21 protein-coding genes and 1 tRNA gene are annotated in these 21,871 nt (G+C 74.3%); 11 read left to right on the plus strand and 11 right to left on the minus strand.

Translation table 11 applies throughout. The annotated features are described in order from the left end of the window. Positions 1-210: 210 nt before the first annotated feature. The gene (locus ACI79D_RS03440; protein ID WP_456916904.1) at positions 211-1,803 is read right to left on the minus strand and encodes a phospholipase D family protein; all 1,593 of its coding nucleotides are present in this window, start codon (positions 1,801-1,803) and stop codon (positions 211-213) included. A gap of 74 nt (positions 1,804-1,877) precedes the next feature. Here ACI79D_RS03440 and ACI79D_RS03445 point away from each other — a divergent pair, with 74 nt between their 5' ends. Both ACI79D_RS03445 and ACI79D_RS03450 read left to right on the plus strand, forming a co-directional pair. Beyond that, positions 1,878-3,146: an aspartate kinase gene (locus ACI79D_RS03445; protein ID WP_456916905.1), complete on the plus strand. Its 1,269-nt coding sequence runs from the start codon at positions 1,878-1,880 to the stop codon at positions 3,144-3,146. After that, on the plus strand, positions 3,143-4,204 hold the full coding sequence (locus ACI79D_RS03450; protein ID WP_456916906.1) for an aspartate-semialdehyde dehydrogenase: 1,062 nt from the start codon (positions 3,143-3,145) through the stop codon (positions 4,202-4,204). Before ACI79D_RS03445 ends, ACI79D_RS03450 begins: the two co-directional genes overlap by 4 nt. Positions 4,205-4,305: 101 nt before the next feature. Here ACI79D_RS03450 and ACI79D_RS03455 read toward each other — a convergent pair whose 3' ends face one another. Further along, the gene (locus tag ACI79D_RS03455; protein ID WP_456916907.1) at positions 4,306-6,180 is read right to left on the minus strand and encodes a prolyl oligopeptidase family serine peptidase; all 1,875 of its coding nucleotides are present in this window, start codon (positions 6,178-6,180) and stop codon (positions 4,306-4,308) included. A gap of 156 nt (positions 6,181-6,336) precedes the next feature. On the opposite strand from ACI79D_RS03455, the gene ACI79D_RS03460 reads away from it, so the two are divergent. Continuing rightward, complete coding sequence (locus ACI79D_RS03460) at positions 6,337-7,632, plus strand: MFS transporter (RefSeq protein WP_456916908.1); 1,296 nt, start codon at positions 6,337-6,339, stop codon at positions 7,630-7,632. A 27-nt stretch (positions 7,633-7,659) separates the two neighbouring features. On the opposite strand, the gene ACI79D_RS03465 is transcribed toward ACI79D_RS03460, so the two are convergent. The 4 genes from ACI79D_RS03465 to ACI79D_RS03480 all read right to left on the minus strand — a co-directional run bounded on the left by ACI79D_RS03465 (position 7,660) and on the right by ACI79D_RS03480 (position 11,151). Beyond that, a complete protein-coding gene (locus tag ACI79D_RS03465) occupies positions 7,660-8,739 on the minus strand; it encodes a hemolysin family protein (protein ID WP_456916910.1) in 1,080 nt (359 codons plus the stop codon). Continuing rightward, positions 8,736-10,055, minus strand: a complete 1,320-nt coding sequence (locus tag ACI79D_RS03470) for a hemolysin family protein (RefSeq protein ID WP_456916912.1) — start codon at positions 10,053-10,055, stop codon at positions 8,736-8,738. Before ACI79D_RS03470 ends, ACI79D_RS03465 begins: the two co-directional genes overlap by 4 nt. Positions 10,056-10,134: 79 nt before the next feature. Beyond that, a tRNA-Pro gene (locus ACI79D_RS03475) sits at positions 10,135-10,211 on the minus strand. Between the two features lie 31 nt (positions 10,212-10,242). Beyond that, a complete protein-coding gene (locus ACI79D_RS03480) occupies positions 10,243-11,151 on the minus strand; it encodes a metallophosphoesterase (RefSeq protein ID WP_456916913.1) in 909 nt (302 codons plus the stop codon). Between the two features lie 54 nt (positions 11,152-11,205). On the opposite strand from ACI79D_RS03480, the gene ACI79D_RS03485 reads away from it, so the two are divergent. Further along, positions 11,206-11,658: a GatB/YqeY domain-containing protein gene (locus ACI79D_RS03485; protein ID WP_456916914.1), complete on the plus strand. Its 453-nt coding sequence runs from the start codon at positions 11,206-11,208 to the stop codon at positions 11,656-11,658. 80 nt (positions 11,659-11,738) lie between these two features. On the opposite strand, the gene ACI79D_RS03490 is transcribed toward ACI79D_RS03485, so the two are convergent. Genes ACI79D_RS03490 through ACI79D_RS03500 form a run of 3 tightly spaced genes read right to left on the minus strand, consistent with a single transcriptional unit; the run spans position 11,739 to position 16,404 of the window. After that, entirely contained in the window at positions 11,739-14,108 is a 2,370-nt protein-coding gene (locus ACI79D_RS03490; RefSeq protein ID WP_456916916.1) for a transglycosylase domain-containing protein, read from the minus strand. 41 nt (positions 14,109-14,149) lie between these two features. Beyond that, on the minus strand, positions 14,150-15,415 hold the full coding sequence (locus ACI79D_RS03495; protein ID WP_456916917.1) for an ArsA family ATPase: 1,266 nt from the start codon (positions 15,413-15,415) through the stop codon (positions 14,150-14,152). Next, positions 15,412-16,404, minus strand: a complete 993-nt coding sequence (locus ACI79D_RS03500; protein ID WP_456916918.1) for an ArsA-related P-loop ATPase — start codon at positions 16,402-16,404, stop codon at positions 15,412-15,414. The genes ACI79D_RS03495 and ACI79D_RS03500 overlap by 4 nt, the downstream gene beginning before the upstream one ends. Before the next feature lie 136 nt (positions 16,405-16,540). On the opposite strand from ACI79D_RS03500, the gene ACI79D_RS03505 reads away from it, so the two are divergent. The 3 genes from ACI79D_RS03505 to ACI79D_RS03515 are packed head-to-tail and all read left to right on the plus strand — an operon-like array spanning position 16,541 to position 18,001. After that, on the plus strand, positions 16,541-16,714 hold the full coding sequence (locus ACI79D_RS03505) for a hypothetical protein (RefSeq protein WP_456916919.1): 174 nt from the start codon (positions 16,541-16,543) through the stop codon (positions 16,712-16,714). Between the two features lie 7 nt (positions 16,715-16,721). Further along, positions 16,722-17,198, plus strand: a complete 477-nt coding sequence (locus ACI79D_RS03510; RefSeq protein WP_456916920.1) for a RidA family protein — start codon at positions 16,722-16,724, stop codon at positions 17,196-17,198. Then, the gene (locus tag ACI79D_RS03515; RefSeq protein WP_456916921.1) at positions 17,195-18,001 is read left to right on the plus strand and encodes an NUDIX hydrolase; all 807 of its coding nucleotides are present in this window, start codon (positions 17,195-17,197) and stop codon (positions 17,999-18,001) included. Before ACI79D_RS03510 ends, ACI79D_RS03515 begins: the two co-directional genes overlap by 4 nt. Before the next feature lie 54 nt (positions 18,002-18,055). Here the strand turns inward: ACI79D_RS03515 and ACI79D_RS03520 are convergent, their stop codons facing one another. Both ACI79D_RS03520 and ACI79D_RS03525 read right to left on the minus strand, forming a co-directional pair. Beyond that, positions 18,056-18,730 (minus strand): Crp/Fnr family transcriptional regulator, encoded by a 675-nt coding sequence (locus ACI79D_RS03520; RefSeq protein ID WP_456916922.1) that lies wholly within the window; start codon positions 18,728-18,730, stop codon positions 18,056-18,058. Between the two features lie 172 nt (positions 18,731-18,902). Next, on the minus strand, positions 18,903-19,145 hold the full coding sequence (locus tag ACI79D_RS03525; RefSeq protein ID WP_456916923.1) for a hypothetical protein: 243 nt from the start codon (positions 19,143-19,145) through the stop codon (positions 18,903-18,905). A gap of 150 nt (positions 19,146-19,295) precedes the next feature. Between ACI79D_RS03525 and nth the strand changes: the two genes are divergently transcribed. Genes nth through ACI79D_RS03545 form a run of 4 tightly spaced genes read left to right on the plus strand, consistent with a single transcriptional unit; the run spans position 19,296 to position 21,869 of the window. Further along, the gene (gene nth / locus ACI79D_RS03530) at positions 19,296-20,081 is read left to right on the plus strand and encodes an endonuclease III (RefSeq protein ID WP_456916924.1); all 786 of its coding nucleotides are present in this window, start codon (positions 19,296-19,298) and stop codon (positions 20,079-20,081) included. Then, positions 20,078-20,659, plus strand: coding sequence for a TlpA family protein disulfide reductase (locus ACI79D_RS03535; protein WP_456916925.1), 582 nt, complete (start codon positions 20,078-20,080; stop codon positions 20,657-20,659). The genes nth and ACI79D_RS03535 overlap by 4 nt, the downstream gene beginning before the upstream one ends. Further along, positions 20,656-21,414, plus strand: coding sequence for an NUDIX hydrolase (locus ACI79D_RS03540; protein WP_456916926.1), 759 nt, complete (start codon positions 20,656-20,658; stop codon positions 21,412-21,414). Before ACI79D_RS03535 ends, ACI79D_RS03540 begins: the two co-directional genes overlap by 4 nt. After that, positions 21,411-21,869, plus strand: coding sequence for a plastocyanin/azurin family copper-binding protein (locus ACI79D_RS03545; protein ID WP_456916927.1), 459 nt, complete (start codon positions 21,411-21,413; stop codon positions 21,867-21,869). Before ACI79D_RS03540 ends, ACI79D_RS03545 begins: the two co-directional genes overlap by 4 nt. Positions 21,870-21,871: the final 2 nt, after the last annotated feature.

Here is a 21,871-nt window from a genome sequence, read left to right on the forward strand (position 1 = left end):
GCGCTCGGGGGGTGGTAAACCGGGCATCCCGCGTGCGGGCGGCCCCCGCCGGGGGGGCACCACCACCACCTTCCCGGGAAAGGGTGTCGGGCGGCCGTGCGGGGACTGGCCGACGCGGGCCCGGCGTCGGCTCCGCGGGGTCCGTGGAGGGTGGCATCCCTCCGCGACGGGGCCGGCAGCCGGGGGCGGCTTGGCCTGGAAGCGCTTGGCCTAGAAGCGCTTGGCCAGGCGCATCCGCAATGGGCGGCCGTCGGGGTCGTCGACGACCCGGTAGACGGGGGTGGTCAGCAGCCGGGCCGGCAGCGACAGCCGCTCGGTGTGGTGCTGCCGCAGCCGCCCCGGGGGCCGAGGGCCGCGCCGGCCGTCCTCGTACCAGGCATCCAGCGCCGCCGCGGAGGACTCCAGCGCCGCCACGAACGCGTCGGGGTCGAGCAGGTCGCCGTCCTCGCTGCCGTCGACCGCGCGGTCCAGGTGCTCGCGGGCCAGTTCCAGGCGCAGGTCGCGGGCGAAGGTCCGGGCGCCGTCCCCCGTGCCGGCCGGGTCGCGCGGCTCCCGGGGGTCCCGCGTGGTGTCGAGGACGGCCGAGGAGAGCTCGCTGTCGTGGGTCCAGGAGCGGCGGTTGAAGTTGTCGCTGCCGACGCTGGCCCACACGTCGTCGACGACGCAGACCTTCGCGTGCACGTAGACCGGCGTGCCCTGGTGGTTCTCCACGTCGAACACGTGCACCCGGTTGCGGCCGGCCCTCCGGCACATCTCCAGCGCCTGCCAGCGGCCGACGTACTGCGACCGCTGGGCCACCGCGCCGTCCTGGTCGGGCACCCGCGGCACGATGACCACCAGGTGCAGCCGCGGGTTCTCGGCCAGCGCCCGGGCGAACAGGCGGGCGATGTCGGCCGACCACATGTACTGGTCCTCGAGGTAGACCAGCCGCCGCGCCCGCTTGATGGCCTTCGAGTAGCCCCGCGCCACCGAGCGCTCGCCGGCGGGCGCGAAGTCGTAGGGGGGCCGGATCGCCGGGTAGGTGCGCAGGTTCTGCACCAGCATCGGCCCGCACGGCGGAGGTGGCGGCAGCTGCGGCGGCAGCGGGTCGCCCTTCAGCCGGGCGTGGTGCAGCTTGTCGCGGACCCAGGCGATCGGGTGGTCGACGTCGGGGTTGGTGGGGTCGTCCCAGCGCTCGCGGAACACCGTGTCGAGCACGCCGACCGCCGGTCCGCGCAGCATGAGCTGGACGTCGTGCCACGGCGGGTTCGGCCCGTACGCGTCGGACATCGCCAGCGGCTGCGGGTCGCCGGCGTGCGCGGCGTCGTCCCGGCGCGCGTGGCACAGGTCGATCCCGCCGACGAACGCGACGTCCTGGGTCGGGTCCTGGTCGTGCCGCAGGACGACGAACTTCTGGTGGTGGCTGCCGCCGCGGCGTACCCGCTGGTCGAGGATCACCTCGCCGCCGCCGTGCTCGATCTCCGCGTCGAGCGCCCGGTTCTCCTCCTTGCTGAACGACATCCGGTCCATGTGCGAGCGCCACACCAGGCCGCGGACGGTCACCCCGCGGCGCACCGCGTCGGTGAACAGCTGGGCGACGGTCGGGCCGCCGGGACGCAGCTGCTCGTCGGGATCGCCCCGCCAGTCGGTGAAGAACAGGTGGTCACCCTCGTCGAGGGCCTCCACGCACTCGACGAGCCGGTCGAAGTACGTGGCGCCGTGCACCAGCGGCACGGCGAGGTTGCCCTCGGTGTAGGCGGGCAGGCGCGTCGCCGGGTTGCCGCGCTCCTCGGCGGTCAGCAGCCAGCGCTCCGGATCGTCCACGTGGTGATCACATCGTCCCGCTCAGGGGGACGCAACCACGGGCTGCACGGGGGACCTCGGTAGCCTCTGGACCCGTGGCCCTCGTCGTCCAGAAGTACGGCGGCTCGTCCGTCGCCTCCGCCGCGCACATCAAGCGCGTCGCCGAGCGCATCGTGGCGGCCAAGAAGGACGGCAACGACGTCGTCGTCGTGGTCTCCGCGATGGGTGACACCACCGACGAGCTGCTCGACCAGGCAGCGCAGATCACCGATGACCCGCCCGGCCGCGAGCTGGACATGCTGCTCACCGCCGGGGAGCGCATCTCCATGGCCCTGCTGGCCATCGCGATCAGCACCCACGGGTACGAGGCGCGGTCGTTCACCGGTTCCCAGGCGGGGGTGATCACCACCTCCACCCACGGCAAGGCGCGGATCATCGACGTGACCCCCGGCCGGCTGCGCGAGGCCCTCGACGAGGGGTCGGTCGTCATCGTGGCCGGGTTCCAGGGCGTCAGCCAGGACACCAAGGACGTCACGACCCTCGGCCGCGGCGGGTCCGACACCACGGCCGTGGCGGTCGCCGCCGCGCTGCGGGCCGACGTCTGCGAGATCTACACCGACGTCGACGGCGTCTTCACCGCCGACCCGCGGATCGTCCCGAACGCCAAGCGGCTGGACACCGTGACGTACGAGGAGATGCTCGAGCTCGCCGCCTCCGGGGCGAAGGTGCTCATGCTCCGCTGCGTCGAGTACGCCCGCCGCTACGGCATCCCGGTGCACGTTCGCAGCTCCTACTCCCAGCTCCCCGGCACGATCGTGACCGGCTCGATGGAGGACCTCAGCGTGGAACAGGCCATCATCACCGGCGTCGCGCACGACCGCTCCGAGGGCAAGATCACCGTCTACGGGGTGCCCGACCGGCCGGGCGAGGCCGCCCAGATCTTCCGCGTGCTCGCCGACGCCGAGATCAACATCGACATGATCGTGCAGAACGTGTCGGCCGAGGCCAGCAAGCTCGCCGACATCTCCTTCACGCTGCCGAAGAGCGACGGCCCGGCCGCGCTCGCGGCGCTGGAGCGGGTCAAGCACACCGTGGGGTACACCGACACCCGGTTCGACCAGCACATCGGCAAGGTGTCGCTGGTCGGCGCGGGCATGCGCTCGCACCCCGGCGTCTCGGCGCGGTTCTTCGGCGCGCTCGCCGACGCCGGTGTCAACCTCGAGCTGATCAGCACCTCGGAGATCCGGATCTCCGTGGTGTGCCGTGACACCGACGTCGACCTCGCCGTCCGCGCGGTGCACGACGCCTTCGACCTCGGCACCGACGAAGCCGAGGCGGTCGTCTACGGAGGGACCGGACGATGAGCCTCTTCAGGAAGGACGACGGTCTGCGGGTCGGCGTCGTCGGCGCCACCGGCCAGGTCGGCGGCGTCATGCGGCAGATCCTCGCCGAGCGGGACTTCCCGATCAGTGAGCTGCGGTTCTTCGCCTCCGCCCGGTCCGCCGGCAGCACGCTGCCGTGGGGCGACGGCGAGATCACCGTCGAGGACGCCGCCACCGCCGACCCCTCGGGGCTGGACGTGGCGCTCTTCTCCGCCGGAGCCACCACCTCCCGGGTGCAGGCACCGCGGTTCGCCGAGGCGGGCGTCACGGTCATCGACAACAGCTCCGCCTGGCGGCGCGACCCCGACGTCCCGCTGATCGTCGCCGAGGTCAACCCGCACGCCCTGGCCGAGATGCGCAAGGGCATCATCGCCAACCCGAACTGCACCACGATGGCCGCGATGCCGGTGCTCAAGCCGCTGCACGCCGAGGCGCAGCTGGTGCGCATCGTGGCCAGCACCTACCAGGCGGTGTCCGGCAGCGGCCTGGCCGGCGTCGAGGAACTCGACACCCAGGTCAAGGCGGTCGTCGACAAGGCCGCCGAGCTCACCCACGACGGCTCGGCGGTGACCTTCCCGGAGCCGGTCAAGTACGTGCGGCCGATCGCGTTCAACGTGCTGCCGATGGCCGGCTCGCTGGTGGACGACGGCTCGTTCGAGACCGACGAGGAGCAGAAGCTCCGCAACGAGAGCCGCAAGATCCTGGAGATCCCGGAGCTGCGGGTGTCGGGGACCTGCGTGCGGGTGCCGGTCTTCACCGGCCACTCGCTGTCGCTCAACGTCGAGTTCGCCCGGCCGCTGTCGGTCGAGCGGGCCACCGAGCTGCTGACCGGCGCGCCCGGCGTCGAGCTCACCGCGGTCCCGAACCCGCAGCAGGCGGCCGGGCAGGACCCCAGCTACGTCGGCCGCATCCGGCAGGACCCGGGCGTCGACGGCGGCCGCGGGCTGGCGCTGTTCGTGAGCAACGACAACCTGCGCAAGGGCGCCGCCCTCAACACCGTCCAGATCGCGGAGCTCATCGCATCGTCACGCTCCGCGTGACACCGCGGCCAGGTGCCGTCCCCCAGCTGCGATGAGCCGCTGCGTGGCTGCCCGGCGGGAGGCCTTCGGCCCCCGCGCCGGGCACCACAGGCGCTGCCCGCCTACGGCTGGACGTTGCGGAGGGCGAAGCTCAGCGCGATCTCGACCTGGCGGATGGTCTCCTCGATGACCAGGGAGCCGTGCCCCGCGTCGAACCGGTACACCTCGTGCGGCTTGTCCAGGCGCGCCAGCTCACCCAGGTAGTTCTCGATCTGCCGGATCGGGCAGCGCGGGTCGTTCGCGCCGGCCACCACGAGCACCGGCGCGTGGACCGCGTCCACGTAGGTGATCGGCGAGGAGCGCACGTACACGTCACGCACCTCGTCCGGTGACCCGCCGAAGAGCGCCCGGTCGTAGGCCCGCAGCCCCTCCATCTCGTCCTCGTAGGCGGCCAGGTAGTCGGCCACCGGCACCTCGGCGATGCCGGCCGCCCAGCGCTCCGGCTGGGTGCCGAGCCCGAGCAGGGTCAGGAAGCCGCCCCACGAGCCGCCGGTGAGCAGGGCCCGGGACGGGTCGACGAACCCCTCCTCGACCAGCGCGTCGTACACCGCGGCGACGTCCTCGAGCTCGGTGAGCCCCGGCCGGCCGGTCAGCGCGTCCCGCCAGGCGCTGCCGTAGCCGGTGGATCCGCGGTAGTTGACGTGCACGACGGCGTACCCGGCGTCGACGTAGGCCGCGCGGCGCGCCCGGTAGGAGTCGTCGTCGGCCGCCTCCGGGCCGCCGTGCACGAGGAAGGCCGTGGCGTACGGCGCCGGTCCGCCCGGGCGCACCACCAGCGCGTGGACGTCCCCACCCGGACCGGGCACCCAGCGGTCCTCCACCGGGTACGCCTCCGGCGGCGCCTCACCGGGCGCGGCCAGCACGACGGGACCGTCGGCCCGCCGGATCACCGGCGGCAGCTCGGAGTTGGACCAGGCGAGCTCCACGGTGCCGTCCGGGCGGGCGGTGGCGCCCCGGACGACGCCGGTCGGGGTGTCCAGCCGCTCCAGGGCGCCGGTGGCCAGGTCGTAGCGGTACAGCTCGCTGCGGGCGGCGTGGTCGTGCCCGACGAGCAGCGCCGAGCCGTCGGGGTACCAGCCGGCGGTCACGTCGCCGGGGAGGTCCAGCACGATCTCGGTCTCGGTGTCGCTGCCGACGTCCCAGACGAGCAGTTCCTCGCGGCCGCGGCGCTCGTGGCCGACCAGCAGCCGCCGGTCGCCGGGCAGCGGGGCGAACTCCAGCGCGTGCAGCCCGCGGCCCTCGCCGTCCCACTTCTCGGCGACGACCGCGTCGTCGGAGGTGCGCAGCACGCGCAGCGCCGGGTAGCGGGGGTCGCCGTGCTCGGAGTGCGAGACGACCAGCAGGTCCTCGTCGTGGGTGAGCGCGTCGACCGAGGCCGGGTCCTCGTGCCGGTAGACGACCCGCGGGGCGCCGCCGGCCGGGGCGATCCACAGCTCGGAGCCATCGTCCGTGGACCGGCCCAGGGCGACGACGGAGCGGCCGATCTCCAACCCCGCCGGGTAGGCCGGCCCGACCTCGGGGACGGCGACCCGGTCGTCCCCGCCGGCGAAGGGCTGCACCATCCAGACGCCGAACTCGTCGCCGTCGGTGTCGGCGAACCACCAGATGGTCTCGCCGTCCGGGCTGAGGGTGCCGATGAGCGTCCCGTTGGCCCGGTCGGTGGCCTGCCGGTGGGCGTCGGTCGTCCGGTCCCAGGCGTACTGCTCGACGACGCCGCTGACGTCGGAGGAGTACAGGCAGCGGTGCGGGGCGTCGCGGGCCCAGTCGGGCAGGCTCACCCGCGGCGCCCGGAAGCGGGCCTGCCAGCGGGCGGTCACCTCCGCCGGGAGGGGCGTGGCGGAGGGCGGCGGGGTCTCGGGGGCCAGGACGCCCGACCGGGGGTCAGCGGCCCCGGGGGTCGCGGTGGGGTCGGGTGTCGCGGCGGGCTCGGCACTCACCCGGCCATCTTCCCCGGCCGCGACGGCTGCGGTGCGGCGGCCTCCGCCCGGGCCGAGGACGACGGTTGACGCGACGCCGGTGTGACGCACACCATGGACCCGTCATGTCCGGACGCCCGTCCGCATAGCGGACACGGCGCGTCGACAGGAGTGCTCATGTCCCAGTCCACCGAGAGGAGCGCGTCCGCGCGGACCGGTGCGGCGTCGCGCCAGGACGGCGGGATGTCCGCGGCGGCGGTCGCCGTCGGGTTCACGGTCCTCTGCCTCTCGTACATGCTCAACGCGATGGACCGGCAGGTCTTCTACCCGCTGCTGCCGCAGATCCGGGAGGAGTTCGGGTTCTCGCTGGCCCAGTCCGGCCTCCTGGCGACTGGGTTCACGCTGGGCATCGCGCTGACCGGCGTCCCCGCCGGTTACCTGCTGGACCGGCTCTCGCGCAAGATGATCGTGGTCATCAGCGTCGTGGTGTACTCGCTCGGGACGTTGGCCATCCCGCTCGCGGTGGGCTTCGGCGACATGGCCGTCTACCGCCTGGTCTCCGGCGTGGGCGAGGGGGTCCAGGCCACCGCGATCTACGCGGTCATCGGAGCCTTCTTCTTCCACCGCCGTGCCGTCGCGGCCGGCTTCATCGGCGTGGCGTTCGGGCTGGGCGTCTTCCTCGGGCCGGTGGTCGGTCAGGCCTTCGCCACCGCCTCCGACAGTTGGCGGGCGCCCTTCTACGTCTTCGGCGCCGCCGGCCTGGTCATGGCCGTGGTGCTGGCCGTGGCCGTGCCGCGGGCGATGAGCGAGGCGGTCGCCGGTCGCGCCGGGACCGCCGACCGCACCTCCTACGACCACGTGCCGCCCACTCCGTACAACCGCGGCACGCTGGGCCTCGGCATCGCCTCGGCCGTCTCCGGCCTGGTCTTCTACGGCTTCCTGGGGCTGTACCCCACCTTCCTGCAGGAGGCGCTGGGCTTCGCCCCGCCGCAGGCCGCGCTCGCCGTCTCCCTGGTCGGCTTCGGGGCGATGACCGCGCTGCCCGTGGGGTGGCTGGCCGACCGCTACGACCAGCGCCTCCTGCTCGCGGTGGGGTTCGTCGGCTCGTCGATCACCGCGCTCCTGGCCTACCGGTTCGCCGACGGCCCGGCCGCGCAGTACGTCCTGGCCTTCCTCATGGGGACCTTCGCCAGCGGCGTGCTGTTCACCAACTGCACGACGGCCATGCAGCGCGCCGTCCGGCCCGAGCACGTGGGCCGCGGAGCGGGCCTGTTCATGCTCACCTACTACGTCGCGGCGGCGTTCTCGGGGCTGCTGTTCGCCCGCCTCGTCGCCGGTCTCGGGTGGGACGGCGCCGGACTGGTCCAGCTCACGCTGCTGCCCGTCGTCGGCCTCGCGGCGCTGCCGCTGGTCGACCGACGGCGCATGGTGCTGCCTCCGCGGCTCGCCCGGAGCCGAGCGCGCTCGCGGTGACGGCGGCTCCGGGGCCCGGAGCCGCCGTCACCGCCCTCCGGCGCCCGCAGCCGCCTCCGCGCCGACCCCCGGGCGCTCGACGGTGGCGTCCCGGACGTCGCCGATGAGCCGCTCGAGGACGTCCTCGAGCGCCACCACGCCCACCGTCGTGCCGTCCCGCTGCACCCGGCCCAGGTGGGCGCCCTGCACGCGCATCTCGGAGAGCACGTCGGGCAGTGCCGTCCCGGCCGGCAGGGGCACCAGCGGGGTGACGGACCGGTCGGCGATCGGCCGGTCGCGGGCGGCGCGATCCAGGCCGAGCACCTCCTTCACGTGCACGTAGCCGAGCAGCACGCCGTCCTCCCCACGGACCGGGTACCGGCTGAACCCGTGCTCGGCGACCACCGCCTCCAGCTGCCGCGGCGTCACCGACCGCGGCACGGTCACCACCTGCTCCATCGGCAGCAGCACCGACTCCACGGTGTGCTGCTCGAAGGTGAGCGCCCCGGCGGCCAGCTCGCTGACCTCGCTGCCCAGCAGCCCCTCCTCCCGGGACCGGGTGACCATGGAGCGGATCTCCGCCTCGTCGAAGCTGGCCGTCACCTCGTCGGTGGGCTGCACGCCGAAGAGCCGGACGAAGGCGTTGGCCACGGTGTTGAAGAACCAGATCACCGGCCGCAGCACCCGCACGAAGGCGGCCAGCGGAGGCCCGAGCGCGAGGGCGGCGCGGTCGGGACCGGCGATCGTGACGTTCTTGGGCACCATCTCGCCGAGCACCATGTGCAGCACGGTCACGATCGACAGGGCGACCACCAGCGCGATCGGGTGCAGCAGCCCCTCCGGGACGCCGAGGGCCGCCACCGGCGCCTCGATCAGGTGCGCCACCGCCGGCTCCCCGACCGCGCCCAGGCCCAGCGAGCAGAGCGTGATGCCCAGCTGCGCGCCGGCCATCATCTGCGAGACGTTGCGCATCGCGGCCAGCGTCCGGCGGGCCCGCGCCGAGCCGCCCTCGGCCCGTGGCTCGATCTGGTCGACCCGCGCCGAGACCAGGGCGAACTCCGCGGCCACGAAGAAGGCGTTGCCGAACAGCAGCGCGATCAGGACCAGCACGCTGACGACGTCGCTCACGCCGCCACCTCCTCGGCGGCCGGGACGACGACCCGCTCGGCGCGCACCCGCGCCACCCGCCGTCCGTCGAGGGCCTCCACGGTGAGCCGGGCGCCCTCGAGGTCGACGGTGTCCCCGACCTCGGGCAGCCGCTGCAGCCGCTCGGCGAGGAAGCCGGCCACCGTCTCGTAGCGGCCCTCGGGCACCGCGACCCCGGCGCGCTGGCGCACCTCGTCCGGGCGCAGCAGACCGGAGAGCAGCCAGGTGTCGTCGTCGAGGCGGCGGAGGGTGCGCAGGGGGCGGTCGGTCTCGTCGGCGATCTCCCCGACCAGCTCCTCGACGATGTCCTCGAGGGTCACGACCCCGTGCGTGGCCCCCCACTCGTCGACGACCACGGCCATCTGCAGGCCCTGCTCGCGCAGCAGATCGAGCAGCCGCTCGAGCTGCACGGACGAGGGGACGGCGAGCGCGCGCGTGGCCAGCTCGCCGGCCGTCCGGGTGCCGCGCTCGGCCTCCGGGACGGCGACCGCGTGCTTGACGTGCACCACGCCGGTGACGTCGTCGAGGTCGGCGCCGTACACCGGGAAGCGGGAGTTGCCCGACTCGACGGCGGTCGCGATCACGTCGTCCGCCGTGGCGCCGGCCGGGAGGCTCCACAGGCGGGTGCGCGGCGTCATGACGTCGGTCGCGTACCCCTGCCGCAGGGCCAGCGACCGCTGCAGGAGCCGGGCCGCGACGGGGGAGAGGTCGCCCTCCTCGGCGGAGCGGCGGGCGACCGCGGCCAGCTCCTCGGCGTCGCGGGCGGAGTCCAGCTCCTCCCGCGGCTCGATGCCGAACCGCCGCACGATGGCGTTGGCGACCCGTTGCAGGCCGTGCACGACCGGTCCGGCGGCCCGGGTGAACGCCCGCATGCCGGGGGCGACGGCGCCGGCCACGGCCATCGGGTCGGCGATCGCCAGGTTCTTGGGGCCGAGCTCGCCCAGCAGCATCTGGAGCGTGGTGGCCAGCGCCAGCCCGAGGCCGTAGGAGAGCCCGGTGACCACGCCGCCGGACAGCCCCAGGGCCTCCAGCGGGCCGTGCAGCAGCCGGCCGATCGCCGGCTCGGCGAGGTAGCCGACGACCAGCGTGGTGATCGTGATGCCCAGCTGGGCGGCCGAGAGCTGGGTGGACAGCGACCGCAGGGCGGCGACCACACCTCGGGCGCGGCGGTCCCCGGCGCGGGCCGCGTCCTCGGCGCGGCCGCGGTCGACCGTGGTGAGGGAGAACTCGGCGGCCACGAAGAAGCCGGTGAGCGCGGTCAGCGCCACGGCGGCGAGCAGGAGCAACCACTCGGTCATCGCGACCCCGGTGCCCGCGTTCCCGGCAGGTCAACCCCGAGAACGACTCAGGGGCCGCCTCGCGGCGGCCCCTGAGCGCTGGTCGGGGTGACAGGATTTGAACCTGCGACCTCGTCGTCCCGAACGACGCGCGCTACCAAGCTGCGCCACACCCCGAGGTACGCGTCGAGTCTAACCGACGCCGTCCTCAGGTCTGACGGGCGGTCAGGGTGAGGAGCGTCGCTTCCGGTGGGCAGGCGAACCGGACCGGCGCGTAGGGGCTCGTCCCCAACCCCGCGGACACGTGCAGCCAGGTCCCGCGCGGGTGCGCGGCCGAGGGCTGCGACCAGCGGTGCAGCCACCGGACGCGGTCGCGGTCGATGCCGCAGTTGGTGACCAGGGCGCCGTAGAAGGGCACCCGCAGCTGGCCGCCGTGGGTGTGCCCGCACAGCAGCAGGTCGTAGCCGTCGCCGGCGAACCGGTCGAGCACCCGCGGCTCGGGGGAGTGGGCCAGCCCGATCCGCAGCTCGGCGGTCGGGTCGGCGGGGCCGGCGACGCGGTCGTAGCGGTCCCGCCGGATGTGCGAGTCGTCCACGCCGGCGAACGCGATCCGTCGTCCGCCGACGGTCAGCTCGCCCGTCGCGTTGGTGAGGTCCAGCCAGCCGCGGCCGGCCATGGCGTCGCGGAGGTCCCGCCACGGCAGGGGGTCGCCGTGCACCCGCTTGTGGTCGCGCTTGAAGTACTTCAGCGGGTTCTTCGGCCGCGGGGCGTAGTAGTCGTTGCTGCCCAGCACGAAGGCCCCCGGCCGGTCCAGCAGCGGCTCCAGCGCGCGCAGCGTGCCGGGCACGGCGTCGGCGCCGGCCAGGTTGTCCCCGGTGTTCACCACCAGGTCCGGCTCGAGCTCGGCCAGCGAGGCCACCCACTCCTGCTTGGACCGCTGGGGCGCGGTCATGTGCAGGTCGGAGAGGTGCAGCACGCTCAGCGGCGCCGATCCCGGTGGCAGCACCGGGACGTCGAAGCGGCGCAGGGTCCACCGGTTGCGCTCGTACAGGGAGGCGTAGGCGACCCCCGCGGCGCCGGAGGCGACGAGGGAGGCCAGGACGGGAGTCGCGCGCACGGGAGCCCAGGGTACGCAGCGCCGCGCCGGGACCCGACGTGCCAGGGTGGACGGGTGCCCGACCTCAAGGAACAGCTCCGCGCCGACCTGACCACCGCGATGAAGAACCGCGACGAGCTGCGCACCGCGACCCTCCGGATGGTGCTCGCCGCAGTCAGCGCGGAGGAGGTGGCCGGCAAGCAGGCCCGCGAGCTCAGCGACGACGAGGTGCAGGCGGTGCTCCGCCGGGAGGCCAAGAAGCGCCGCGAGGCGGCCGAGGCCTTCGCGGCCGCCGGACGCGGGGAGCAGGCCGACCGGGAGCGCGCCGAGGGCGACGTCGTCGCCGCCTACCTGCCCGCCCAGCTGGAGGACGCCGACCTCGCCGCGCTGGTCGCCGACGTGATCACCCGGACCGGGGCGGCCGGCATGAAGGACATGGGCCGGGTCATGGGCGCCGTGCAGTCCGAGGTCGCCGGCCGCGCCGAGGGCGGCCGGGTGGCCGCCGAGGTCCGCCGCCAGCTGGGCTGACGCCGGCGCGGAACAGGTCCGCGGTCCCCGGACAGCGAACGGCCCCGGTGACCGGGTGGTCACCGGGGCCGTCGTGGGCCTCAGTCGTCCCCGTCGCCTCCGCCGTCGCCGCCGTTCCCGCGGTCGGACCGGTCGGCGGCGGCGTCACCCTCGTCGCCGCCGTTCCCGTCGCCGCGGTCCCGGTTGCCGGCGTCCTCGTCGCCGTTGTCGGACGGCTCGTCGGCCTCCGGCGCCGGGACCTGCGAGCCGTTGCTCACCAGGATGGCCACGGTCTCGCCGTTGGTGACCCGGCTGCCGGCGCCGGGGTCGGTGCCCACGACGGCGCCCTCCGGCTCCGCGCTGTCCACCTCGCTGATGGTGGCGCGCAGCCCGGCCGCCTCCAGCGCCGACCGGCAGGCGCTCACCGACGAGCACGAGGGAACCGGGCGGGTGTTGCCGTTGGCCACCACCGGGTCCTCCGCCGGGAATGCCGCCGTCGGCTGGTTGCTCAGGATCGGGGCCATCGCGTCGTGCCAGATCGTGGCGCCCTTGCCACCACCGAAGCCGCCGACGCTGCGGTCGGCCACCGAGTTGAACACCATCACGCTGGCCGTGTACTCGGGCGTGTAGCCGACGAAGGTCACCGACGCGTTGTTGTTGATCGTCCCGGTCTTGCCGGCGATCTGGTGGCCCGGGACATAGGCGCGCGAGGCGGTCTGGCCCGGGTGCCCCGGCTCGACGTCGCCGCGGAGCATCTGGTTGAGCGTGTTGGCCACGCCCGGCGGGATCGCCTCCGGGGTGCAGTCGTCCCCCTTGACCACGGGCTCGCCGTCGTCCCCGGTGAGCGGCTCGCCGTCCACGTCGAGGATCTGGGTGACCGGGGTCGGGTTGCACTGCGTGCCGCTGGCGGCGAGCGTGGAGTAGGCGCTGGCGAGGTCGAGCGGGCTGACCGCGTCGGTGCCGAAGGTGAACGAGCCCCGGTTCTCGGCGATGATCGTGTCGGCCGGCCACTGGTTCGCGCCGTCGAAGTGCATGCCCATCCGCTCGGCCATGCGCACCGGCCCCTCGACGGAGCCGAGCCGGTCCTCCAACGCCAGGAAGTACGTGTTGGAGGACATGTAGAGCGCCTTGGTCATGTCCAGCGTCGCGGGGTAGCGGCCGGCGTTGCCGATGTCGTACGGGCCCGCGCCGTCCTTGTAGACCCGGGAGACGTACCGGTCACCGGTGGTGATCGTGTAGTACTTCGAGAAGCCCTGCTCCAGGGCGGCCGCGGCGGTGAACACCTTGAACGTCGAGCCCGAGCCCTTGCTCGGCACCACGTTGAAGTTCACCGACTCGCACTCGGGGTCGTTGCAGCCGTAGCGGCGGTTGTTCGCCATCGCCAGCACGTGGCCGGTGCCCGGCTCCACCGCGGTGTAGGTGCCGACCAGCTGGTCCCCCATCGCCAGGGTGTTGAGCACGGCCTGGTCGCCGGCGACCTGCATGTCCGGCCGCAGCGTCGTCTGGATCGTCCAGCCGCCGTTCTTGATCTGGTCCTCGCCGAGCCCCAGCGTCCCCCGCAGGTACCCGTAGAGGTAGTCGCAGAAGAAGGCTCCGACGGCGGCGTCGATGCACCCGTTCGGCGGGGAGACGCCCTCGTGGACCTCGACCGGCGTGCCGGAGATCTCGTCGAACTCCCGCTGCTCGATGTGGCCCAGGTCGAGCATCCGCTGCAGCACCTGGTTGCGGCGGACCTGCGCGTTCTCCGGGTTGGTGATCGGGTCGTCGTTGGTCGGGCTCTGCACCAGGCCGGCCAGCATCGCCGCCTGCGGCAGCGTGAGGTCGGCGGCGTTCACGCTGAAGTACTTCTGCGCGGCGGCCTGGATGCCGTAGGCGCCCTGCCCGAAGTACACGATGTTGAGGTAGCGGGTGAGGATCTCGTCCTTCGAGTACTCCTCCTCCAGCGCGAGGGCCAGCCGCGCCTCCTTGAGCTTGCGGCCCACGCTCTCCTCGGTGGCCGCGCTGCGCTCCTCGGGCGTGGTGGCCGTCTGCACCAGCGTCTGCTTGACCAGCTGCTGGGTCAGCGTCGAGCCGCCCTCGCGCACCGAGCCCGCCGCCAGGTTGGTCGCCAGTGCCCGCAGCGTGCCCTGCACGTCGAGGCCGTTGTGCTGGTAGAAGCGCGAGTCCTCGATGTCGACCAGCGCCTTCTTCATGACGTCGGCGATCTCGTCGGACGCCACCGGGATGCGGTTGTCCCGGTAGAAGTAGGTGATCAGCGAACCGTCGGCGGCCAGCACACGGGTGTTGCCGGCGGGGGCGTGGTCGGTCAGCTCGACGGGCAGGGCGTCCAACAGCGAGGCGGAGTTGCGGGCGACCAGGCCGGTGCCGCCCACGAAGGGCAGCAGCATGCCGGCGACCAGAGCACCGGCGAGGACGATCGTCGCGGCGAGCTTCGCGAGGACCCGGGCGCGGGGGGAGGCGGCGGGAGACATCGCGAGCCAATGTACGGTGCCGCGCGCTCCTGACGTCGCCGTCAGCGACGGCGCGCGGGGAGGACGCGTGTCCGGGGCACTCCCGTCGGCGTGTCGTCGTTCGCACCGGTCAGCGCGTCGGCCATCCCGCGCAGCCCGTCGAGGTCGTGCACGTCACCGGCGGCGGCCGGCACGGTGCGGACGGCGACCTGCGGGTGGGCGCTGGAGAACCGGTCGGCCAGCCGCTGCTCGCGGGCGGCGACGGACATCCGGTCGGCGTGCACGCGCAGCGCGCCGGCGGCCAGCGCGGCGCCGTCCCCGTCGGCCTCGAGCACCTCCTCGGCGGCGCCGTCGGCGCGGGTCGCGGTCAGCGCTGTCGTCGCCGGCGGGTGCGTGCGGTTGAGCACCAGACCGGCCAGCGGCATCTGCTCGGCCGACAGCCGGTCGACGAAGTAGGAGGCCTCGCGCAGCGCGTCGGGCTCCGGCGTCGCGACGACGACGAACCAGGTGCCCGGCCGGCGCAGCAGCTCGTAGGTGGCCGTGGCCCGCTCGCGGAACCCGCCGAACATGGTGTCCAGGGCGGAGACGAACGCGGAGATGTCGCGCAGCAGCTGGCCGCCGAGGATCTTGCTGATGATCCGGCTGAACACCAGGAACCCGGCGCCCACCAGGCGCATCCCGGCCCGGCCGCCGGCGCGGGCGGGCGCGGTCAGCAGCCGGATCATCGTGCCGTCGAGGAAGCGGCTCATCCGGTTGGGCGCGTCGAGGAAGTCCAGCGCCGACCGCGACGGGGGAGTGTCGACGACGATGAGGTCCCACTGCTCGCTGGCGCGCAGCTGGCCCAGCTTCTCCATCGCCATGTACTCCTGCGTCCCGGCGAAGGAGGACGACAGCGCCTGGTAGAAGGGGTTGGCCAGGATCTGCTCGGCCCGCTCGGGCGTGGCGTGCGCGCACACGACGTCGTCGAACGTGCGCTTCATGTCGAGCATCATCGCGTGCAGCTCGCCCTTGGCCCCCGGGACGTCGACCCGCCGCGGCTCGTTGTCCAGCTCCACCAGGCCGAGGGACTGGGCCAGCCGGCGCGCCGGGTCGATGGTCAGGACGACGACCGTGCGCCCGGCCTCGGCGGCGGCCAGCGCCAGCGCCGCCGACGTCGTCGTCTTGCCCACGCCGCCCGCGCCGCAGCAGACCACGATGCGGGTCGCCGGGTCCTCGATCAGCTCCTCGAGGTCGAGGGGGAGGGCCTGCGGGACCGACGGCGCCGCCGGGCGGGGGTGCCGGTGCCGCTCGCCCGCGGGGGAGGCGGGCTGCCTCGCCGCGTCGGTCACGCCGCCACCTCCGTGCGCAGGTGCTCCTCGAGCCGGCCGGCGAGCTCGAAGAGCGCGCCGAGGTCGATCGGGCCGGGCAGCAGCGGGAGCTCCACGGTGGGCCGGCCCAGCGCCTCCACCTCGTCGCGCAGCTCGTCCTGGGCGGCCCAGCGCTGCGCGTGCTCGATCGCCTCGGCGGCCAGCGCGTCGGCGACCTCCGGGCCGTCGTGGACGTGGGCGGCGGCGAGGGCGGGGGCGAACTCGGCGCCGGTGATCCGGCCCTCGGCGGCGCGGAGCAGGTCCTCCTCGGGCAGCAGCGGTTCGGTGGCCATGTTGACGATCACCGACCCGACCGGCAGCCCGCTCGCGGTGAGCTCGGCGATCGCGTCCGCGGTCTCCTGGACCGGCATGTCCTCGAGCAGGGTCACCAGGTGCACCGCCGTCTGCGGCGACTTGAGCACCGCCATCACGCCGTCGCTCTGCGTCTTGATCGGACCGGAGCGGGCCAGGCCGGCCACCTCCCCGGTCACGTTGAGGAAGCGGGTGATCCGGCCGGTCGGCGGGGCGTCGACGACGACGGCGTCGTACACCCGCCGGCCGTCGCGGCGGCGGGTGACCGCCTCCTTGATCTTCCCGGTGAGCAGCACGTCGCGCAGACCCGGCGCGATGGTGGTGGCGAAGTCGATGGCGCCCATCCTGCGCAGCGCCCGGCCGGCCCGCTTGAGGTTGTAGAACATCTCCAGGTACTCGAGGAGGGCCTCCTCGATGTCGATCGCCAGGGCCTTGACCTCGCCGCCGCCGCGCGTGACGGCGACCCGCCGCTCCTCGTAGGGCAGCGGCGGGGTGTCGAACAGCTGCGCGATGCCCTGCCGGCCCTCGGTCTCGACCAGCAGCACGTGCCGGCCGTCGGCGGCCAGTGCCAGCGCGAGGGCGGCGGCGACGGTGGTCTTGCCGGTCCCGCCCTTCCCGGTCACGACGTGACAGCGCACGGGGAAGGGTTCGGGTGCCACGCGGATCAGCGTAGAAGGCCCCCGCCCTCCGGGCTCCCGCACCCGCGAGCAGCGCGGCCCTCCTGCCGGGGCCCGCCGCGAGCTCGCTCGCGGTGGGAGGGCAGGAGGGCCCTCACACTGCGCTAGCGTCGCGCCCATGAGCGAACCGGCCCGCGTGCGGTGGGAGTACGCCACCATCCCGCTGCTGATCCACAACACCAAGGCGATCCTCGACTCCTGGGGCGTCGACGGGTGGGAGCTGGTCACCGTGCTCCCCGGCCCGGGCGGCCCCGAGCAGCCGGTCGCGTACCTCAAGCGCCCGGTGGGCTGACCTCGCCATGACGACGCCGCAGACCCAGAGCTGGCATGCCCGGCTCGCCGAGCTCGGCATCCGGCTGCCCGCGGTCGCCGCGCCGGTGGCCGCCTACGTCCCGGCCGTCCGCAGCGGCTCGCTGGTGTACACCTCCGGCCAGCTGCCGTTCGTCGACGGCGGGCTGCGCCGCACCGGCAAGGTCGGCGGGTCGGTCGACCCGGAGGACGCCGCGCACGACGCCAAGGTGGCCTGCCTCAACGCGCTGGCGGCGATCGACGAGCTGGTCGGGCTGGACTCCGTGGCCCGGGTGGTGCGGGTCGTGGGCTACGTGGCCAGCGCCGAGGGCTTCACCGGGCAGCCGCGGGTCGTCAACGGTGCCAGCGAGCTCCTGGGGCGGGTCTTCGGTGAGGCCGGCCGGCACGCCCGCAGCGCCGTCGGGGTGGCCGAGTTGCCGCTCGGCGCGCCGGTCGAGGTCGAGCTCACCGTCGAGCTGAGGGGATGACCGCCTCGCTGCGGCAGGCGGCGACGGTGCTGCTGCTGCGCGACGGCGCCGCCGGGCTCGAGGTGTACCTGCTGCGCCGCACCCGCGGCATGCCCTTCGCCGGCGGGATGACCGCCTACCCGGGCGGCGGGGTCGACCCGCGGGACGCCGACGTCGAGACGACGTGGGTCGGCCCGTCGCCCGCGCAGTGGGCCGGGGCGTTCGGCTGCGACGAGCGGACCGCCCGGGAACTGCTCTGTGCCGCCGTCCGGGAGACCTTCGAGGAGGCCGGGGTGCTGCTGGCCGGTCCGGCCGACGGCGCCGGTGGGCCGGTCGGTGTGGTGCCGGACGTCTCCGGCGACGACTGGGAGGACCAGCGGCAGGCGCTGCTGGCGCGCAACCTCTCCCTGGCCGAGCTGCTCGCCGACCGCGGCCTGGCGCTGCGCTCGGACCTGCTGCGGCCTTTCGCCCACTGGGTCACGCCGCCGGGGGAGCCGCGCCGCTACGACACCAAGTTCTTCGCCGCCGCGCTGCCGGCCGGGCAGGAGGCCCGCCATGTCACCGGCGAGGCCGACGAGGCCAGCTGGCTGACCCCGGCCGCCGCGCTGGCGGAGCTGTCGGCGGGCACCCGTCCCATGTTGCCGCCGACGATCCACACCCTGTGCCAGCTGGCGCCCTTCCCGGACGTGGCCGCGGCGCTGGCCGGCTCACCGCCGGAGCCGCTGCACCCGATCAGCCCCACGTTCGAGGACGAGCCCGACGGCCGCTGGGCCGTGCTGCCCGACGGCACCCGCATCCGGTTGGTCGTGCCGCTTCCTTCGTGAAGAGACGAGAGGCCCGGAACCACGTGGGTTCCGGGCCTCGTCGCACAGCAGGTCTCAGCGGGCGCGGCGGCGCAGGCGCTCCTCGTCGAGGACGACGACCGACTTGCCCTGCAGCTGGATCCAGCCGCGGTGCACGAAGTCGGCCAGCGCCTTGTTGACCGTCTCGCGGGAGGCGCCGACCAGCTGGGCCAGCTCCTCCTGGGTGAGGTCGTGCTTGACGCGCAGACCCTCGCCCTCGCGGCTGCCGAACCGGTCGGCCATCTGCAGCAGCGCCTTGGCCACCCGGCCGGGGACGTCGGTGAAGATGAGGTCGGCCACCGAGTCGTTGGTGCGGCGCAGACGGCGGGCCAGCACGTGCATCAGCCGCTCGGCCACCTCGGGGTGCGCCTCGATCCACGTCCGGAGCGTCGACTGCGGCATCCGCGCGAGCTTGACGTCGGTGACGGCCGTCGCCGTCGCCGTCCGCGGCCCCGGGTCGAACACCGACAGCTCGCCGAACTGGTCCGACGGCCCCATGACGGCCAGCACGTTCTCGCGCCCGTCCGGCGAGCGCCGGGAGAGCTTGATCTTGCCGGACATCACGATGTAGAGGCTGTCGCCGGGCTCGCCCTCGTTGAACACCACGCGGCCTCGGGGCAGCGTCACGGTCTCCAGCCGGCTGGCGACCGGGTCCACCGCCTCTTCCGACAGCCCCTGGAAGAGCCCGGACTGGGCCAGCACCTCGTCCACTACGCGTCCTCTCGCACGACCAGTGGGAACGCCGACACCCGGCGCCTCCCGGAGAGCGCGCGCCTGCCGGCGCGGCGCTGTCCGCAGTGAGTCTAGGGGGCTGTGCGCGTGGTCACCCGATCAGTGGGGAGGTCAGCCAACCCGGAGGGGTGACGAACCGGGCTGCCGGGGTCTAGACGACGGGCGGCTCGGCCTCGCGCCGGACGCGGCTCGCGCGCCGACGGCGCCACCGGGCCATCGCGCGGCGGATCCCCGAGGTGGCGAGCGTGTCGACCTCGCCGGGGCTGGCGGTGTTGAGGAACTCCGCGACCTCACGCGGACCGGTCGGCCGCCGCAGCGGTTCCTCCACGCGCTCCATGACCAGGAGGAAGGCGATGAGCAGCGGCGGGAAGAGGATGACGATGAGGGCGACCACCGGGTACCTCCTCAGTCCTCGTCGGGGGCGGGCCGGCGCCCGCAGCCACTCACTGTGTACCCCGCCCCGCGGGACCCGATGCCCGCCCGCGGCGGCTGCGATGATGGCACGGACCCGGAGTCGTCAGCGGATCCGCCTACCCTCGACCGCGTGTCCTCGCCCGCCTACGCCCGCCCCGTCCCCCCGCGCGCGCGGCGCGCTGCCGCGCGCGGTGGCGCACCGTTCGACCCGGAGGAGACGCCGCTGGCGCGCACCCGGCGGGCCCGGCGGATGGCCCGGGAGCTGGCGCTGATCCACCCCGACGCGCACTGCGAGCTCGACTTCACCAACGCCTTCGAGCTGCTCGTGGCCACGGTGCTGTCGGCGCAGACCACCGACAAGACGGTCAACCGCGTCACGCCGGCGCTGTTCGCCAAGTACCCCGACGCGGTGGCCCTGGCCGGCGCCGACCGCGCCGACCTGGAGGAGATCCTCAAGCCCACCGGCTTCTTCCGCGCCAAGGCCAACTCGGTGCTGGGGCTGGCCCAGGCCCTGGTCGAGCGCTTCGACGGCGAGGTCCCGGGCCGGATGGCGGACCTGGTCACGCTGCCCGGCGTCGGCCGGAAGACGGCCAACGTCGTCCTCGGCAACGCCTTCGACGTCCCCGGGCTGACCGTCGACACCCACTTCGGCCGGCTGGTCCGGCGGTTCGGCTGGACGGCGGAGGACGACCCGGTCAAGGTCGAGGCCGAGGTCGCGGAGCTGATCCCCAAGCGGGAGTGGACGATGTTCTCCCACCGGGTGATCTTCCACGGCCGCCGCGTCTGCCACGCCAAGAAGGCCGCCTGCGGGGCGTGCGGTCTGGCCCGCTGGTGCCCGTCCTACGGCATCGGCCCGACCGACCCGGAGGTCGCCCTGAAGCTGGTGAAGACCCCGGCCGCCTCCGACACCGAATGAGCGGCCGCGGCAGGGGAGCGGCCGCCGCGCTGCTGCTCGCGGCGGCACTGGCGGGCTGCGGGTCCGACGAACCGGATGCCGCGGCGGCGCCGACCGAGCCCCCGGTCGAGAACACCACCGCGCCGTGTCCCGCACAGCCCGACCAGCCGGCGTCCGGGGGCGAGGTGCTCGCCGACGTGACGGTGGACTGCCTCGGCGGCGGCGAGCTGGCCTTCGCCCGCGCCCAGGGCCTGCCGACGGTGGTCAACCTCTGGGCCAGCTGGTGCGGCCCCTGCCGCGAGGAGCTGCCGATCGTGCAGCGGCTCGCTGACGAGGCCGGCGACCGGCTCAAGGTGGTCGGCCTGGTCAGCCAGGACCCGGCGGCCAACGGGCGCGCCTTCGCCGCCGACGCCGGCATCACCATGCCCACGGGCGTCGACGCCGACGGCGACCTCGCGATCGAGCAGGGGCTGCGGGGGCTGCCCTACACCTACCTGCTCCGGGCCGACGGCTCGGTCGCCCACCTGCAGCTGCGGCCGGTCACCTCCCTCGACGAGCTCGAGGGCCTGGTGGCCGAGCACCTGGGGGTGCAGGTGTGAGCGCCGCCGAGGACCGCGAGCTGCCCGGCTACCTGCGCCGGCTGCTGGAGTCCGCCGAGGACCTGCCGCTGCGCCACCGGATGCCGCGGCCCACGGCGACCGCCCGCCGCTCGGCGGTGCTGATCCTCTTCGGGAAGGGCCCGCGCGGCGCCGACGTCCTGCTCATCGAGAAGGCCGCGCACCTGCGCACGCACGCCGGTCAGCCGGCGTTCCCGGGCGGCGGGGTCGACCCCGGTGACGACTACCCGGTGGGCACGGCGCTGCGGGAGGCCGAGGAGGAGGCCGGCATCGACCCGGACGGCGTGCGCGTGCTGGCCACGCTGCCGGAGCTGTTCCTCGGGCGGTCGGACAACCTCGTCGTCCCGGTGGTGGGCTGGTGGGACGACCCGCGGGAGGTGACCGTCGGTGACCCGCGGGAGGTGGCCCGGGTGGCGCGGGTGCCGCTGGCCGACCTCGCCGACCCCGCCAACCGGTTCCGCACCCGGCACCCGTCGGGCTTCGTCGGCCCGGCCTTCGGGGTCGCGGGCATGGTGGTCTGGGGGTTCACCGCGGCGCTGCTCGACGCGATCCTCGATGCGGCGGGTCTGGCCCGGCCCTGGGACGTCTCCGACGTCCGCCCGCTGCCGGTCATCGGCGCCCGGCGGCCGCAGCTGCCGGGGACGTTCGAGCCCGCCGAGGAGGAGGAGGCCGCCGCGCCGACGGTCGCCGATCCCGCACCGGACGGGCCCGCGACGCGTACGGTTCCCCCGCGATGAGCGCGTGGGGACGGCGGCTGGGGCGCGGGTGCGCGCCGCTGGTCGCGTTGCTCCTGGCGGTCGGCGTCCTGGCCGGGTGCGGTGGGGACGACGAGAGCGCCGCGGCGCCGTCGTCGTCCACCGGGACGCCGGCCGGGACCGTGACGACGGCGCCCGACGGCGTCCAGGAGGTCACGCTGCAGACGCAGGACGACTACGTGTTCACCCCGGACCGGTTCACCGTCGCACCCGGGCAGGTGCGGCTGACGGTGGTGAACGTCGCCGAGCAGCTGACCCACAACTTCCGCTTCACGCCCGGTGCCGGGCCGGCCGGGATCGACCCGGAGATCCCGTTGCTGGCGCCGGGGGAGACCCGCACCATCGAGTTCACCGTGACCACGCCCGGCGACTACGGCTTCGAGTGCAGCTTCCACACGCAGCTCGGCCAGGTCGGCACGATGACGGTGAGCGGTTAGGC

The sequence above is a fragment of the Geodermatophilus sp. SYSU D00708 genome (genome assembly GCF_054050115.1).